Origin of the sequence: Roseomonas sp. HF4 (assembly GCF_005222755.1) — a bacterium.
GTDB lineage: Bacteria > Pseudomonadota > Alphaproteobacteria > Acetobacterales > Acetobacteraceae > Neoroseomonas.
The window spans coordinates 39074-54904 of the sequence record NZ_STGD01000023.1; the positions used below are offsets into that span (position 1 = coordinate 39074).

The 15831-nt window shown below is 72.6% G+C and carries 17 protein-coding genes; 8 read left to right on the forward strand and 9 right to left on the reverse strand.

All coding sequences use genetic code 11. The features are described from left to right. The first annotated feature begins 9 nt into the window (after nucleotides 1–9). Nucleotides 10–2019, forward strand: coding sequence for a BTAD domain-containing putative transcriptional regulator (locus E8M80_RS23770; RefSeq protein ID WP_137128223.1), 2010 nt, complete (start codon nucleotides 10–12; stop codon nucleotides 2017–2019). Nucleotides 2020–2033: 14 nt separating this feature from the next. Here E8M80_RS23770 and E8M80_RS23775 read toward each other — a convergent pair whose 3' ends face one another. From E8M80_RS23775 to E8M80_RS23795, 5 genes are all read right to left on the reverse strand, one after another. Then, nucleotides 2034–2507, reverse strand: coding sequence for an MOSC domain-containing protein (locus E8M80_RS23775; protein WP_137128224.1), 474 nt, complete (start codon nucleotides 2505–2507; stop codon nucleotides 2034–2036). Then, nucleotides 2504–3343, reverse strand: coding sequence for an alpha/beta hydrolase (locus E8M80_RS23780; protein ID WP_240790197.1), 840 nt, complete (start codon nucleotides 3341–3343; stop codon nucleotides 2504–2506). The genes E8M80_RS23775 and E8M80_RS23780 overlap by 4 nt, the downstream gene beginning before the upstream one ends. After that, complete coding sequence (locus tag E8M80_RS23785) at nucleotides 3340–4311, reverse strand: D-2-hydroxyacid dehydrogenase family protein (protein WP_137128225.1); 972 nt, start codon at nucleotides 4309–4311, stop codon at nucleotides 3340–3342. Before E8M80_RS23785 ends, E8M80_RS23780 begins: the two co-directional genes overlap by 4 nt. 209 nt (nucleotides 4312–4520) lie before the next feature. Then, nucleotides 4521–4958 (reverse strand): thioesterase family protein, encoded by a 438-nt coding sequence (locus E8M80_RS23790; protein WP_137128226.1) that lies wholly within the window; start codon nucleotides 4956–4958, stop codon nucleotides 4521–4523. Between the two features lie 2 nt (nucleotides 4959–4960). Next, nucleotides 4961–5908 carry an ABC transporter substrate-binding protein gene (locus E8M80_RS23795; protein ID WP_137128227.1) on the reverse strand — a complete coding sequence of 316 codons (948 nt, stop codon included), beginning with the start codon at nucleotides 5906–5908 and terminating at the stop codon, nucleotides 4961–4963. 195 nt (nucleotides 5909–6103) lie between these two features. Here E8M80_RS23795 and minC point away from each other — a divergent pair, with 195 nt between their 5' ends. The 3 genes from minC to minE all read left to right on the forward strand — a co-directional run bounded on the left by minC (nucleotide 6104) and on the right by minE (nucleotide 8041). Further along, on the forward strand, nucleotides 6104–6871 hold the full coding sequence (gene minC, locus E8M80_RS23800; protein WP_137128228.1) for a septum site-determining protein MinC: 768 nt from the start codon (nucleotides 6104–6106) through the stop codon (nucleotides 6869–6871). A gap of 64 nt (nucleotides 6872–6935) precedes the next feature. Continuing rightward, nucleotides 6936–7754 (forward strand): septum site-determining protein MinD, encoded by an 819-nt coding sequence (minD, locus tag E8M80_RS23805; protein ID WP_137128229.1) that lies wholly within the window; start codon nucleotides 6936–6938, stop codon nucleotides 7752–7754. Beyond that, nucleotides 7754–8041, forward strand: coding sequence for a cell division topological specificity factor MinE (minE, locus tag E8M80_RS23810; protein WP_137128230.1), 288 nt, complete (start codon nucleotides 7754–7756; stop codon nucleotides 8039–8041). The genes minD and minE overlap by 1 nt, the downstream gene beginning before the upstream one ends. A gap of 137 nt (nucleotides 8042–8178) precedes the next feature. On the opposite strand, the gene E8M80_RS23815 is transcribed toward minE, so the two are convergent. Continuing rightward, nucleotides 8179–9843, reverse strand: a complete 1665-nt coding sequence (locus E8M80_RS23815) for an iron ABC transporter permease (RefSeq protein WP_137128231.1) — start codon at nucleotides 9841–9843, stop codon at nucleotides 8179–8181. A gap of 49 nt (nucleotides 9844–9892) precedes the next feature. Then, on the reverse strand, nucleotides 9893–10708 hold the full coding sequence (locus E8M80_RS23820) for a hypothetical protein (protein ID WP_137128232.1): 816 nt from the start codon (nucleotides 10706–10708) through the stop codon (nucleotides 9893–9895). A 100-nt stretch (nucleotides 10709–10808) separates the two neighbouring features. On the opposite strand from E8M80_RS23820, the gene glcF reads away from it, so the two are divergent. The 4 genes from glcF (at nucleotide 10809) to ada (ending at nucleotide 14198) form a co-directional block, all read left to right on the forward strand. After that, nucleotides 10809–12125, forward strand: coding sequence for a glycolate oxidase subunit GlcF (gene glcF / locus E8M80_RS23825; protein ID WP_137128233.1), 1317 nt, complete (start codon nucleotides 10809–10811; stop codon nucleotides 12123–12125). 5 nt (nucleotides 12126–12130) lie between these two features. Then, nucleotides 12131–12421 (forward strand): hypothetical protein, encoded by a 291-nt coding sequence (locus E8M80_RS23830; protein ID WP_137128234.1) that lies wholly within the window; start codon nucleotides 12131–12133, stop codon nucleotides 12419–12421. Between the two features lie 40 nt (nucleotides 12422–12461). Beyond that, a complete protein-coding gene (locus E8M80_RS23835; RefSeq protein ID WP_137128235.1) occupies nucleotides 12462–13034 on the forward strand; it encodes a tetratricopeptide repeat protein in 573 nt (190 codons plus the stop codon). A gap of 75 nt (nucleotides 13035–13109) precedes the next feature. Beyond that, on the forward strand, nucleotides 13110–14198 hold the full coding sequence (gene ada / locus E8M80_RS23840) for a bifunctional DNA-binding transcriptional regulator/O6-methylguanine-DNA methyltransferase Ada (RefSeq protein ID WP_305013597.1): 1089 nt from the start codon (nucleotides 13110–13112) through the stop codon (nucleotides 14196–14198). 174 nt (nucleotides 14199–14372) lie between these two features. Here the strand turns inward: ada and E8M80_RS23845 are convergent, their stop codons facing one another. Continuing rightward, on the reverse strand, nucleotides 14373–14960 hold the full coding sequence (locus tag E8M80_RS23845) for a transposase (protein ID WP_240790198.1): 588 nt from the start codon (nucleotides 14958–14960) through the stop codon (nucleotides 14373–14375). Nucleotides 14961–15289: 329 nt separating this feature from the next. After that, nucleotides 15290–15757 (reverse strand): alpha/beta fold hydrolase, encoded by a 468-nt coding sequence (locus tag E8M80_RS23850; RefSeq protein ID WP_137128236.1) that lies wholly within the window; start codon nucleotides 15755–15757, stop codon nucleotides 15290–15292. Nucleotides 15758–15831 lie beyond the last annotated feature (74 nt).

Sequence of the window (15831 nt, forward strand, 5' to 3'; positions counted from 1 at the left end):
AGCGTGAGAATGTCAGACCTCACCGGCATCGAGATGCAGGACCGCAGACCTTTCGCCGAGGTCGGCCCGAGCGTCGGGCGTGCCGGCACCCCCACCCCCGCGCGGCTGCGCGTCACCATGCTGGGGCGGATGGATGTGCGCGCCGTCACGGGTGAATCCCTCGTGCCGCGGTCGCGCAAGACGCGAGCGGTCCTCGGCGTACTCGCCATGGATGCGCCGACGCCGATCTCCCGCCAGCGCCTCGCCGAGTTGCTCTGGAGCCGCCGCGGCGAGGACCAGGCGCGCGGCTCGCTGCGCCAGGCGCTGCACGAGCTGCAGGACGTCCTCGGGGAATGGGGCCGCGGGCTGATCGTCGCCACCCGCGAAACGGTCGCGATCAACACGGAAGGCGTCTGGATCGACGCGCGCGAGGTCCCCGCCATGGCGCGCGACCGGCTCGAGGCGCTCAATCTCCTGCAGGCCGACCTCCTGGCCGACCTCGATGGCCTCGATGCCGCCTTCGACATCTGGCTGGCGGAGCAGCGGCGCCGCCTGCGCGACGTGGCGCTGGACGCGGCAACGGCCCGGCTGGCGGCGGCCGGCAACGTGGAGCAGCGCGTGCAGGAGGCCCGCCGCGTGCTCGCCATCGACCCCGCGCAGGAACCGGTCTGGCGCATCCTCATCCGCGCCGAGGCCGAGCGCGGCGACCGCGGCACGGCCTTCGCCGCCTGGGAGGAATGCCGGCGCATCTTCGCCGAACGGTTCCGCAGCGCCCCGTCGCCCGAAACCAGTGCCCTGGCCGAATCGCTCCGCGGGGAGGTCGCCGCCCCGGTCCAGGTCACGCCGCGCCGCGGCAGCATCCGTGGCGCGCGGCTCGGCGTCGTGCCGCTGCGGCTCATCGGCGGCGGCACGGACGCGGATGTCTCGCTCGGCCTGGCCGGGGAGATCACGGCGGCGCTGGCGCGGTTCCGCTGGCTCGTGCTCGTGGACAGTTCCTCGGTTGCCGCGGCCGAACGGCAGCCGGGCGGCGGCGAGGAACTCGGCCTCGACTTCAGCCTCTCCGGCTCGGTGCAGCGCAGCGGCGACCGCGTCCGCGTGACCTTGCGCCTGACCGACCATCGCCCGCCGGAATCGGTCGTCTGGGCCGAGCGGTTCGACCGCGACGCCGGCGACATCCTGGCGCTGCAGGACGAGATCGCGGCCGAGGTCGTGGCACGGGTCGACCCCGAGATCCTGCTGATCGAGGCGAATCGTGCCGTTGCGCGCCCGCATGTGCACGCGAACGCCTACGACCTGCTGCTGCGCGCGATCCCGGCGATCTACCGGCTCGACCGGCAATCCTACGAGCTCGCGGGGCGCATGCTGGACGAGGCGACGCGCCTCGAGCCCGACTATGCGCCCGCCTTCGCCTGGCACGCCTACTGGCATCTGTTCCTGGTCGGCCAGGGCTGGGCGCAGAACGACGGCGATGTCCTGGCGAAAAGCGAGGAGCTCGCCTCGCGTGCCGTGGCGCTCGACCCGTCGGATGCGCAGGCGCTCACGGTCCTCGGCCATGTGCGCGCCTTCCTGCATCATCGTGTGGCCGAGGCGGTCACGCTCTACGATCGCGCCCTTGCGCTCAATCCGAACCTGCCGATGGCCTGGGTCTTCTCCGCGCTGGCCCTGTCCTATCGCGGCCAGCACGCCGAGGCGCTGACGCGCTGGGAGCGCTACAAGCGCCTGGCGCCGCTGCATCCGCACGCCTTCTTCTTCGACGCTGCCCGGCTCGTGCCGCTGCTGCTGCTGCACAGGCACGCCGATGTCGACGCGGATGCGCGGCGCGTGACGGCGCTGCATGCGGGCTTCACCTTTCCATACAAGGCGTGGCTCTCCGCGCTCGGCCATCTCGGTCGGCGGGAGCAGGCGGCCGAGGTGCGCGCGCGCCTTCTCGCCATCGAGCCTGATTTCACCCTGGCCAAGGCGCGCGAGCGTGCCCCGATGCGGGTGCCGGCCGACCTCGATCACTACCTGGGCGGCCTGCGCCGCGCCGGCATTTCCTGAAGGCTGCGGCGCGTCTACAGCGGCCGGATCGCATCCCCGGGGCGGATCGTGCCGCCCGTCACGATCCGGCAATTGAGCCCCGAGCGGTGGATCAGCGGCTTGAACACCGGCTTGCCCAGCAGGTCCTCGAGATACTGGCAGGGCACGTTGAGCCGCCCGCCCACCAGCACGACGTCGCCCACGCGGAATTGCCGTCCGACCAGGTGGTTCAGCGGCACGCCGGCGGTCGTCAGGTTCCGCCGCGTCTCCCGCGGCGGCAGGTCGATGCCGTGGTCGCGCGCGAGCGCGTCCAGCGTCTCCATCTCGATCAGCGTCACCTGGCGGTCGGCGTGGGGCTTGTGGCTGTAGGTGCCGCGCGCGGTCGCGTAGCGGTCGCCCTCGATGCCCACGCCCTCGATGAGGTGCGCGGCATCCAGTTCCACCATCGGGGCCGAGGCTTCCGCGGCGACATGGATCGCAAGCAGCACGCCCGTGAAGTCGTGGCTCATCGGAGCAGCTCCGCCGCGGCACGCAGCAGCGTGCCCCCCGGCTTCCAGAGCGATTCCAGCACGCGGAAGTGATCCGCGCCCGGGATCGGGATGAGCGGTCCGGGCGCCTGCGCCTCCGCCCGCACGCGATGGAAGGCGCGCGACTGGCGCCGCAGTTCCGGCAGTTCCGCGCCGCCATACGCCACCGCGACGGGCTTCTGCACCACCGGCCGGCGGATCGGCGAGAGGTCGGCGATCTCGGCCTCGGTCAGCCGCAGCTTCTCGTTCAGCATCGTGTCGCGGATCGGCGCCAGCTCATGCACGCCCGAGACGGCGAGCGCCGCCGTCACCGCCGGATGCTCGGCCGCCAGCGCCGCCAGGTGCCCGCCGGCCGACCAGCCCGAGGCGACGATCGGCCCCGCGATGCCATGCGCCGCGCCCTCGGCCGCCAGCCAGTCGAGCGCGCGGCTCACCTGCCAGCAGATCGTCGTCAGCGAGGCCTCCGGCGCCAGCGTGTAGCCGGGCAGGGCGGCCGACCAGCCCATGGCGAGCGCGCCTTCGGCCATGATGGCGAAGTCTTCCCGCCGGTTGCGCTGCCAGTAGCCGCCATGGATGAAGACCAGGCAGGGCGCGGCGGGATCGCGGCCGGGGAACAGGTCCCAGCGCTCGCGCTCCGCCTGCCCGTAGGGCAGGTCGAGATGGCCCGAATGGGCGGCGCGGAAGGCCTCGGACAGCGCGACGCGGGCCGCGATCTGCTGCGCGCTGTCGGCCACCATGCCGGTGTTGTCGTAGGCGTCGTCGCGCTGCTTCTGCGGCCAGGACGACCAGCCTTCCGGCAGGGCGAAGGGCGTGCTCACGGCGCGATGACGCGCACCGGCGCGCCGGCGTCGAAGGCCTCGATCGCCTCGACGCAGCCGGCGTAGTAGGCGCGGTAATTCTGCTGCGACACGTAGCCGAGATGCGGCGTCAGCAGCGTGTTCGGCGCGGCCAGGATCGGGTGGCCGGCGGGCAGCGGCTCGATGTCGAAGACGTCGATGCCGGCGCCCGCGATCCGCCCGTTCCGCAGCGCCGCGATCAGCGTGTCCTGGTCGATCAGCGGCCCGCGCGAGGTGTTCACGACGAAGGCCGAGGGCTTCATGCGCGCGAGGTCCGCCGCGCCCACGATCCCGCGCGAGCGGTCGGACAGGATCAGGTGCAGCGTCACGACGTCCGCCTGTTGGAACAGCGCGGCCTTGTCGACGCGCGTCGCGCCCACCTCGGCGGCGCGCGCCTCGGTCAGGTTCTGGCTCCAGGCGATGACCTTCATGCCGAAGGCGTGCGCCACCTTAGCGACCCGCCCGCCGAGCTTGCCGAGCCCGACGACGCCGAGCGTCCGGCCCTCCAGCGCCGTGCCGACCGAGGTCTGCCAGCGGCCTTCGCGCAGCGCGCGTTCCTGCGCCGGCAGGTCGCGCATCAGCCCGATAATCAGCCCCCAGGTTATGTCCACCGTCGGGTCGCCGTGTGAGGGGGTGCCGCAGAAGACGATGCCCCGCTCCGCACAGGCCGCCGCGTCGATGGAACGGTTGCGCGCCGCGGTCGTGATCAGCAGCCGCAGCTTCGGCAGGCGCTCGATCAGCGCGCGCGGGAAGGGCGTGCGCTCGCGCATCGCCAGGATGGCGTCGAAGGGTGCCAGCCGCGCGGCCAGCGCATCGGCGTCGGTCAGCGTGTCGCGGAACACCGTGACCTCGACGCCCTTCAGCCGCTCCCAGGGCCCCATCGACATGGCCACCCCCTGGTAGTCGTCGAGGATGGCAAGCCGCGTGATGGGGGCGGGGGCCTCGGGCATGGGTCGTCTCCGGATCGATTCTGTGCCGCTAGATCGCGCCGTTGCGCGGGACGCGCAAGCGCGGGTCAGAGACCGTTTGAGAATGCCGGCACCGGCCCGCTCCGCCACCCTTCCACCGATCGAGGATACTGTCGTTGGGTGGCCGGGTGGGGGAGCGGGCCGGCGCCGCACTGCAGGATGCGCCGAACGACGCATTCTCACATGGTATCTCAGCCGGCGGCGATGCCGGCGAGCGCGCGGCGCAGCAGGTCGGGCAGCGGCGTCGGCGTCTTCTGCGTCGCGCGGTCCACGTAGACATGGACGAAATGGCCCTCGGCGCTCGCCACGTCCTCGTCGCCCCGGAAGATGCCGATCTCGTAGCGGACGGAGGTATTGCCCGCGCGGCCGCAACGCAGCCCCGCCGTCACCTCGTCCGGGAAGGCGATGGGGGCGAAGTAGCGGCACTGCGTCTCGACCACGAGGCCGATGACCGGCGCGGTCGGGATGTGCAGGAAGCCCGTATCCATGAGGAACCGCGCCACGACCGTGTCGAACCACGAGTAGTAGGTCACGTTGTTCACGTGGCCGTAGACATCGTTGTCCATCCAGCGCGTCGGGATCGGCAGGAAGAAGCGGTAGTCGGCCCGCGTGCCGCGCGGCGGGGCCATGCTCAGCCGCCCAGCGCGCGCGCGACGATCGCCTCGTCCACGCAGGCCTCGAAGGCCGGGGCGCCCTTCAGGATGCTGGCGCTCCGCATCGCGCCCTGCAGTTGGTCGAAGGCGGCGCGCGGGAAATGCGGCGTCGCGGGCCAGAGGCCGAGGCCCTGGTAGCGCGCGAGCGCCGCCGTCAGCGCAGCTCGCGGCACGTCGGGAAACAGCGGCGCGACGGTCGCCGCGATCTCGGCCGGCGGCGCCGCGTTCACCCAGGCGAGCGCGCGGGCCATGGCGCGGATCATGGCCTCGAACGCCGCGCCGCGCTCGGCGATGCGCGCCTCCGTCGCGTAGAAGGCCGTGTAGGCGGACGGGCCGCGGTCGGCCGCCCGGTGCCAGACGGCGCCGCCCGCGGCCTCGGCCAGCGCGGCATGCGGCTCGAACACCTGCGCGACATCGAGCGTGCCCGCCAGCACCGCCGTGGTGTTCTCGGCCATCGAGCGGTCGGTCACGCGGGTCAGCGCGTCAGGATCCACCCCCGCCTTCCGCAGGTCGTCCTGCAGGCACCACCAGGGGGTGGGCACCTCGTTGACCGTGCCGAAGCGCAGGCCCGGCAGGTCCGTCAGCGCGAAGCCCGGCCGCGGCGCGCGCCCGACCAGCAGGAACGGGTCCTTCATCACCACCGCGCAGAAGGACCGCAGCGGGCAGGACGGGTCGCGGTCGCGCAGCCACATCGGGCGCATCGGGCCCGACCAGGCGATGTCCGCCCGGCCGGAGAGCAGATTCTCCGCCGCCTTGTTCGGGTCCCCGGCGGTGTCGCGGCGGACCTCCACGCCCTCGGCAGCGAAGAAGCCCTGCGCCTCGGCCACGTAGAAAGGCGCGTAGAAGACGGCGCGGAACGGTTCGTTGAGGATGATCGGCTGCACAGCGGTCCCCGGGATGGCGTTGGCGCATCCTGCGAGACGCATGGCAGGCTGGCCAGCCCCGCCGATTCGCCGCTGGCATCGGCTGCGAAGATCGCGGCATAACGCCTTGCCCCCGCTCGATCGCCTCTGCGCGGCCTTCGCCGGGACCCGTTACAACGCTATATCTGGTGTGCATCGGGGGCTTCGGCCACAATACCTATGGTGCCAACCCCCACGAATGACCGCCTCGGGAGACCCATGTCCGCCGCGCCAAGGCCCGATACGCCGCCCCGCCTGGAGCCGTTCCGCCTGCGCGGCGCGAACTTCAACCTGCTGGTGCTGCGCCTGCTCGACCCGCGGCCCGAGGCCGTGGTGCCCGCGATCGGCGACCAGTTCCGCCGGGCGCCCGGCTTCCTGCGCTTCGCGCCCGTGGTGCTCGGCCTCGGCGACCTCGACGTGCCGCCGAACGCGGTCGATTTCCAGGGGCTGATCGAGGGGCTGCGCGGGCTCGAGATCGTGCCGATCGGCACCACCGGCGGCACCGCAGAGATGCGCAACGCCGCCATGGCCTACGGCCTGCCGCCGATCCGCGCCACCGGCGGCAAGGAGACCGAGGAGGCCGCGCCGCCCGCCGCCGCCACCCCGGTCGAGCCCGCACCGCCGCCGCCGGCCGCCCCGCCCCCCGCCGGCCTGCAGCGCCCGACCATGGTCGTCGAGCAGCCGGTGCGCGCCGGCCAGCGCATCTGGGCCGAGGGCCGCGACCTGATCGTGACTGCGACCGTGAATGCGGGCGGCGAGGTCATCGCCGATGGCAATATCCACGTCTATGGCGCGCTGCGCGGCCGCGCGATCGCGGGCGGCAGCAACAACGCGGACGCGCGCGTGTTCGCGCAGAATTTCGACCCCGAGCTCATCTCCATCGCCGGCTACTACGCGGTGCGGGAGGGGCTCGCGGGCGCGCCGATCGGCAAGGCGGTGCAGGTGCGGCTGACGGGCGAGCGCATGCGCTTCGACCCGATCGGCTGATGGCGACGATGCCGGCACCGGCCCGCCGGACGCCGGCCCAGGACTGAACGAGGAGGCAGGGGACATGGCACAGGTCGTCGTCGTCACATCGGGCAAGGGGGGCGTGGGCAAGACCACCTCCTCCGCCGCCTTCGCCACGGGCCTTGCGCAGCGGGGCAAGAAGACCGTCGTCATCGACTTCGACGTCGGGCTGCGCAACCTCGACCTCATCATGGGGGTCGAGCGGCGCGTGGTGTTCGACATCGTCAACGTCATCAGCGGCGAGGCGCGGCTGAACCAGGCGCTGATCCGCGACAAGCGCGTGGACACGCTCTCCATCCTTCCGGCGAGCCAGACGCGGGACAAGGACGCGCTGACCAAGGAAGGCGTGCAGAAGATCATCGAGGAACTGTCGGCCGAGTTCGACTACATCCTCTGCGACAGCCCGGCGGGGATCGAGAAGGGCGCGCTGCTCGCGCTCTATTTCGCCGACCAGGCAGTGGTGGTGACGAACCCCGAGGTCTCCTCCGTCCGCGACAGCGACCGCATCCTCGGCGTGCTGCAGTCCCGCTCGAAGCGCGCGGAGGAGAAGCGTGACCCGGTGCGCGAGCACCTGCTGGTCACCCGCTTCGACCCCGTCCGCGTCGAGCGCGGCGAGATGCTGAAGCTCGAGGACATCCAGGAGATCCTGTCGATCCCGCTGCTCGGCGTCATCCCCGAGAGCGAGAGCGTGCTGAAGGCGTCGAACACCGGCACGCCCGTCATCCTGGATGCCGAGAGCATGGCCGGGCAGGCCTATGCCGACGCCGTCTCCCGATTCCTCGGCGAGGAGAAGCCGCACCGCTTCATCGAGCCCGAGAGGAAGGGCCTGTTCAAGCGGCTGTTCGGCGGGAGGGCGGCGTGATGTCCTGGCTCGACTTCTTCCGTGGCCGGCGGGTGGAGCCGGCGAGCGCGTCGGCCGCCAAGGAACGCCTGCAGATCGTGCTGGCGCATGAGCGCATCGGCCGCAACCGCGAGGACTTCCTGCCGAAGCTGCAGCAGGAACTGGTCGCTGTCGTCGCGCGCTACGTCGCGATCGACCCGGGCAAGGTGAACGTGAACCTCGACCGCGGCGGCGACATGTCGACGCTGGCCATCGAGATCGAGCTGCCCGCGCCATCCGCCATGCGGGTTGTCGCCGCGGCGCGGTGAAGGTCGGGGGAGGGGAACCTCCCCCGAACCCCCTCCCTTCTTTGGCACCTGGTGCCGACCCGGGAAGGTGGGACGCCATGTGCCAAAGAAGGTCGAGGGGGGGTCCGGGGGGAGAAGTTCGCTTCTCCCCCCGCCCTTCAATCCGCCCGCCGCATCGCCCGCGTCAGGATCACCACCGGCACCAGCCCGACCGCCACGATCAGCAGCGCGGCGGTCGAGGCCTCCGCCAGCCGTTCGTCGGATGCCAGGTTGTAGATGCGGACGGCCAGCGTATCGAGGTCGAAGGGCCGCACGATCAGCGTCGCCGGCAACTCCTTCATCGTGTCCACGAAGACCAGCATCCCCGCCGTCAGCAGCGCGCCGCGCGCCAGCGGCAGCTCCACCTCCCGCACCGCCTGTCCCGGCGTGCGGCCGAGCACCCGGGCGGCGGCGAAGAACGACGGCTTGAGCCGCTCCAGCCCCGATTCCACCGAGGACAGCGCGACGGCGAGGAAGCGCACCAGGTAGGCGAAGACCAGCGCCGCCATGGTCCCCGACAGCAGCAGCCCGGTGGAGACGCCGAACTGCGCCCGCATCCAGGCGTCGAGCGCGTTGTCGAACAGCCCGAACGGCACCAGCGTGCCGACCGCGATGACCGAGCCCGGCAGCGCGTAGCCGAGCGCCGCCACGCGGTTGGCCAGGCGGCGCAGCGGCGAGGGATGCATCCGCAGCGCCCAGGCCATCATTGCCGCGATCAGCACGGCCAGCACCGCCGTCACGCCTGACAGCGTGAGCGAATTCACCGCGAAGGGCAGGAAGCGCGACCCCGAGAGCGGGTCCCCCGAGGTCGCGGCCAACCAGGCGAGCGCGCCCGCCGGGATGCCGAAGCCCAGCAGCACTGGCATGAAGCAGGCAAGGATCACCAGCGCCTCCCGCCAGCCGCGCAGCACGACGGGGCGGAGCGGCGGGTGGCGCGTCGTGGTCGGGTGGAAGCGCCGGTCGCCGCGCGAGACGTGCTCCAGCGCCAGCAGCAGGAAGACGCAGCCGAGCAGTGCCACCGACAACTGCGCCGCCGCGCCGCGGTCGTCCATGCCGAACCAGGCCTCGTAGATGCCGGTGGTGAAGGTGCGCACGCCGAAATGCTGGACGGTGCCGAAATCGGCCAGCGTCTCCATGAGCGTGAGCGCGATGCCGGCGGCGAGCGCCGGGCGCGCCAGCGGCAGCGCGACGTGCAGGAAGGTGCGCGGCAGCCCGTGGCCGAGGGTGCGCGCCGCTTCCAGCAGGCAGACGCTCTGCTGCAGGAAGGCGCTGCGGCACAGGAGGTAGACATAGGGGTAGAGCACCATCGCGAGCATCAGCGCCGCGCCGTTCAGGCTGCGGATCTCGGGCGCCCAGTACTGTCCGTAGCGCAGCCCTGTCAGGTCGCGGAAGGCCTGCTGCAGTGGCCCAGCCACGTCGAACAGCCAGGTGTAGACATAGCCGTTGAGATAGGCCGGCATCGCGAGCGGCAGCAGCAGCGCGACTTCCAGCGCGCGCCGGCCGCGGAACTCGCAGGTCGCGACGAGCCAGGCGGAGATCGCCCCGGCCGAGCCCGCCATCAGCCCGACCAGCAGCACGAGCAGCGCGGAATTGCCGAGCATCTCGGGCAGCGTCGTGGTGGCGATGTGGATGAAGCTGACGCCCGGCCGAGCGGCCGCGGTGATCGCGACGGCCACGAGCGGCGCCGCGATAGCCGCCGCGACGAGGAGCGACCCCCAGGCCCAGAGCGGGACGCCGCGCCGACGCGGGACGGCCGGCGCCTCCAGGGAAATGTTGCGAGCCATTCTCAGCTGGCCGATAGCACGGCCCGCCGCCGGGCGGGAGGCCCCGCCCTCAGCGTGCCGGCGCTGGCGGGATGGTCACGCCGCCCTGGAAGCCCTGCAGCGTCCACTCATAGGCGGCGGTGCCGACGCGGATGCCGCCGAGCCGCGGCGCGCCGAGGTCGAAAACCAGCGTCAGGATCGCTGTCCACATCGCGACCAGCACCAGCGACATCAGCCGCAGGCGCTGGTTGCGCATCCCGAGCTGGTAGCCGAGCGATCCGATCGTCAGCGTGCTCATGGCCGACAGCAGCCAGAACAGCACCGGCGGGATGCCGAGGCTGAAGGCGAGGCGTTCCGAGGTGGCGAGGTCGAAGGTTTCGTTCAGGGCGGCCAGCAGCCCGGCGGCGACGGCGTCGGGCCTCTCGCGCGAGATGGCGGTCGCGTGGCCCCACATCTCCCCCTGCATCGTGGCGGTCCGGGCGTTGATGGCGGCGATCCCCTCGGCCGCCCGGTCGGCCGCCACGAAGGCGATCCGCTGGCGCGTATAGTCCTCGAGCAGCCGCGCGATCTCGAGCCCGCGCGGACCGCCGATCGCCTGGGCGCGCAGCCAGGCGGTGCCGATCGCGTTCGCCTCGGCCAGCACGCCGGTGCGGCGTTCCTGGAAGCGGGCGCTCGAGTGGGAGAGCGTGAGCGCCAGCACGAAGGCCAGCAGGCCGAGCATGCCGCCGACGATCACGCCGACCCCTTCGCGTGGCGCCTGGTCGTTGCGGGCCTGCCGCAGGCCGAGCCGTAGCCCGATCTCCCCCGACGTCGCCTGCACGAGGAACAGCACCGCGGCGAAGGCCAGGGCGCCGAAGGACGCGATCTCGATGACAGCGGCGTTCATGGGCGACTCCAGCCTTCCGCCGGAGAGTAGGGGCGCGCCGCGGCGTCGGGCAATGCGCGGTACGCTGGCGGGCGCGCGGGCCTTCGCCTAGATTCCGCCGATGCAGACCAGCTTCTCCGCCGCCCAGCTCGCCGACCCGGATACCGCGGAGAGCAACCGGATCCTGCGCACCTGTGTCCATTGCGGCATGTGCACTGCGACCTGCCCGACCTTCCTGCTGCTGGGCGACGAGCTCGACAGCCCGCGCGGCCGCATCTACCTCATCAAGGACATGCTGGAGCAGGGCAAACCCGCGACCGAGCAGGTGGTCCGCCACGTCGACCGCTGCCTGTCCTGCCTGTCCTGCATGACGACCTGCCCGTCCGGCGTGCACTACATGCACCTGGTCGATCATGCGCGATCCTACATCGAGCAGACCTACACCCGGCCCTGGCCGGAGCGGGCAATGCGTCGCGTGCTGTCCTTCGTGCTGCCCCATCCCGGGCGGTTCCGCCTGGCGCTGGTCGGCGCCTGGTTCGCGCGGCCCTTCGCGGGACTGGTGCCCGGCGCGTCCATGACGGCGCAGCGGCTGCGCGCCATGCTGCGCCTGGCACCTGCCGCGGTGCCCTCGCCCTCGCCCTTCGAGCGGCCGCGGGTGCATCCCGCCGAGGGCCCACGCCGCGCGCGCGTCGGCATCCTGATGGGCTGCGCGCAGCAGGTGCTGGCGCCGTCGATCAACGAGGCGACGATCCGCCTTCTGACCCGCATGGGGATCGAGGTGGTGGTGACCAAGGGGCAGGGCTGCTGCGGCGCGCTTGACCACCACATGGGGAACCACGACCCGGCGATGCGCCTCGCGCGCGCCAACATCGCCGCCTGGACGGCCGAGATCGAAGGGGAGGGGCTCGACGCCATCGTGGTGAATGCGTCGGGCTGCGGCACCACGCTCAAGGACTACGGCCACATGTTCCGCGAGGCGCCGGAGGCCGCGGCCGCCGCGCGCGTGGCGGGCCTCGCCGCCGACATCAGCGAGGTGCTGACCCGCTTCGGCTACGCCCCATCCCGCCCGGCGCCGGGGCTCGCGGTCGCCTACCATGCCGCGTGCTCCCTCCAGCACGGGCAGAAGATCACGGCCGAGCCCAAGGCGCTGCTGAAGGCCGCCGGCTTCGTGGTGCGCGAACCGGCGGAGGGGCACATCTGCTGCGGCTCGGCCGGGACGTACAACATCCTCCAGCCCGAGATCGCCGGGCAGCTGAAGGCGCGCAAGCAGGACAACATCGCACGCACGGGGGCGGCGCTGGTCGCGTCCGGCAACATCGGCTGCCTGACGCAGCTCGGCGACGGCGCGATCCCGGCGGTCCACACCGTCGAACTGCTCGACTGGATGGCGGGCGGGCCGGAACCCGCGGCCGTCGTCCGCGCCCGCGCGGCGGCCTGAACCCCGTGCTCCGCCTCTGGCGCGGGGAATTGCCGTTGGGCGAGGCCTTCTGGAGCTGGGCGGTGCTGGGCGGGCTGCTGGTCAATATCACCACCAGCATCGGCTTCCTCTGGCTCATCATGGCCGGGCAGATGATCCCGGCCTATGTCGTCGGCTACGGCATGTCGCTGCCCTACAACCTTGTCGTGGTCGTCGGCACGCTGCGCTCGGCCGCCCGCCCGGACGCCGATCCGCGCTGGGCGAGGACGGCGCGGATCGCCGTGGTCCTTCTCATGACGGTGCTGAGCCTTACTTGAGGCTTGCCCCGACAGGCCCCGACAGCCGAGCATCGCCGCCATGCGCGCCGCCCTCCTCGTCCTCCTCCTGCTGCTGGCCCCGACGCTTGCCGCGGCGCAGTCCCGCAGCGCCGCCCGCGCCGGGGAACAGCGCCAAGCGGAACTCGACAGCCTGTTCGAGGCCCTGAAGGCCGCCCCGGACGACGCCGTGGCGGCGATGATGGAGGGGCGCATCCGCGCCCTCTGGGTGCAGGCGGCGTCACCCGCCACGGTTCTGCTGCTGCGCCGCGGGGCGCGCAACCTGGCCGCGCGCACCTATGACGAGGCGCTCGAGGATTTCGACGCGGCCCTGGTTCTTGCCCCGCACTCCGCCGAGGCCTGGCACCAGCGCGCCCAGGCCCATGCCGCGATGGGCGACGCCGCGGCCGCCGCGCGCGACCTGCAGGAGGCGCTGCGGCTGGAACCCCGGCACTTCGGCGCGCTGGTCACGCTGTCCATGCTGCAGGAACAGGCGGGCCAGCCGGCGGCGGCGCTGCGCAGCATGGAGGCCGCGATCGCGCTCCACCCGCGCCTGCGCGGCGGGCAGGAGAGGCTGCGCGAGCTGCGCCGCAAGGCGGAGGGCGACGCGACCTGACGGCGCGTGCCCGCCCGCAGCGCGGTGGACACCAGCGCGCCGGCGCAACGCCCGGATGGCGACGGGGAGCGACCCATGCGACGCAGGCCCATGCCCGATGCCCTGCCCCCCCACGACCCCGACGCCGCCCGCTGGGCAGCCGTGTTGTCGCGCGACCCGGAGCCCGACTGCGGCCCCTTCCTCTATGGCGTCTCGACGCAGGGGGTGTACTGCCGGCCGGGATGCCCGTCGCGCGCGCCGCTCAGGCGCAACGCCCGCTTCTTCGCCAATGCTGCCGCCGCCGAGGCCGCGGGCTTCCGCGCCTGCAAGCGCTGCGACCCGAAGGGTGAACGCGCCGCGATCCACGCCGCCGCCATCCGCGCGGCCTGCGACCTGATCGAGGCGTCGGAGGCCATCCCCTCCCTCGCCGCGCTGGCGGCCCGCGCGGGCTATGCGCGCCACCATTTCCTGCGGTTGTTCCGCGATGTCACCGGCGTCACGCCGCGATCCTATGCCGAGAGCGTGCGCGCGCGGCGCCTGGCCGATGCGCTGGCCGCCGGGGACCGCGTGGCCGATGCCGTGGCCGGCGCCGGCTTCGGCAGCGAGAGCCGGGTCTACGAGGACCACGGGCGGGCGCTCGGCATGACGCCCGGGGCCGCCAGGCGCGGCGGCGCGGGGGAGGTGATCCGCTGCGCGCTGGCCGAGACCGCGCTCGGCCCGCTGATGGTGGGCGCGACCGCGGCGGGCGTCTGCTTCATCGGCTTCGGGGAGGATGCCGCGGCGCTGGCGGGCGACCTGGCGCGGCGCTTCCCCCGCGCGCGCATCGAGCAGGCGCCGGAGGCGCTGGCCGCGACGGTGCGCGAGGTCGTGGCCTTCATCGCGGAACCCAGGCGGGCGCTCGACCTGCCGCTCGACCTGCGGGGGACGGCGTTCCAGCGGCGGGTGTGGGAGGCGCTGCGGCGCATCCCGCTGGGCGAGACGCGGACCTATGGCGGGCTCGCGGCCGAGATGGGGGAGCCGCGCGCGACGCGGGCGGTGGCGCGGGCCTGCGCGGAGAACAAGGTCTCCTTGGCCGTGCCGTGCCACCGGGTGGTGGGCAAGGATGGCGACCTGACGGGGTATCGCTGGGGCATTCCGCGCAAGCGGGCGCTGCTGCGGGCGGAGGCGGCGGCGCGGCGGGGCTGAGGCCGGCGTCTCGGCGGCACCGGGCCGCCCGGCCGGGGGGATGCGCGGGCGCGGATGCCGGCCGGGCGTGGGGATTGCGGCCCCGGCGCCCGGGATGGCGGCCCAGCGGCGTCGGGCGGGGCGTTCCGGCCCCGGCCCCCGGGTGGCCAGGCGGCCGGTGCGGGGCGGGGCGCGTCATGACCAGCCGAGGCGGAGCGCGCGGGGGATGCGCTGGACGCCCCCCGACCGCCGGTGCAGGCGGCGCAGCGTGCGGAGGATGTCGAGGAAGATGCCGCGCTGCGTCTCCGCGACCGGGGCGGGCGGCAGGCGGAGGGTGCGGCGGAGGTTTTCGGACAAATCGGGGTCGGGGAGCTTGGACGGGGGGCCGCTCAGGGCCTGGAGGAAGCCGAGGCGGCGGACGAGGGCGATGAAGCGCAGGCCGCGCAGCCGGACGGCGCGGCGGCAGGCGCGGAAGATCCTCGGCGCGAGGGCGCGGAGGGGATGGTTGGGACCGGAGTCCTTGATGGCTTCGAGGAGCTTCTCCCAGAGGCCGGCATGGGTAAGGCGGCGGAAGTAGCGGGCGATGGTGTCGGGCTTGCCGTGTTCGGGGGGCAGGCAGCGCCAGGGGGCGGTGGTGGAGGCGAGGTGGAATATGGCGTCCATGCGGGCGCGGAGGTCGCCGATCTGGCGGCCGGCAGGGGAGCGGGGGAGGAGGTAGGGGAGGAGGGCGAGGAATTGGTCGGGGGTGAGGGGGCGGGGTGCATCGTAGATCGAAAAGCACACGCCTGGTGAAAAAGCAATAAATTCCTAAATCATCCACGGATCATCTTTCCGTCGCGTAGCCGCTCGGGCGACCGCGCACTCTGGGTTAGCCTGCCGGTCGTTCTTCGGTCGGGAGAATGGTGAGCATTGCGCGGCGCAGGGTCTGCGTCTGGCATATCGTACGTGAGTTCGGCGCGTCGGAGCATAAGGGCTGTACGGTGCTGGGGCAGTACGGAACGACGGCGCAAAAGGCGCACTGCGTGCTCGTCTTCCTCGACGCGGCGCCTGCCAAGGGCTGAACAGGCGGCAATCGTCGCTGGAGTTGATACTCGCGACGGCGCCGGGCGGCGTCAGGGCCTTTCCAGGAAGGCCAGCACCGCCGCGTTCAAGGCATCCGGATTGTCCATCTGCATGCTGTGACCAGCGTTCGGGATGGTCACGCGCGTGGCGTTGGGCATGGCGCCTTCCAGCGCGTCGAGAACGATGCCGAAGCGTGGCCCGGATTGCGCGCCTCCGACCAGCAGCGTGCGCAGGCGGATGCCTTCGGCTTCGGCGCGGCTGTAGGGCTTGCGCTGTTCGTTGACCTGACCGAGCAAGGTGCGGGCATTGGCGCGGTTCACCGCCTTGCGCGGCTCGGGGCGCTTCTCCCAGGAGCCGGGGCCGCCGATGTGATTGTTGACGACGGTCAGGCCCTCCTCGACCTTGCCTTCGGCGATCAGCGCGGCGCCTTGCGCGAAGGCGGCGCGTTGTTCTCCCGAGGGTGGCGTGCCGCCGGGACTGTCAGGAATTCCGTGTGTGGCCGGTCGGTTGAACGACACGGTCAGGCCATGGCTTTGGTGAAGCGTTCGCCGAACAGGACGGCGAACTGGGCCTTGGCCATGGACCACTCACG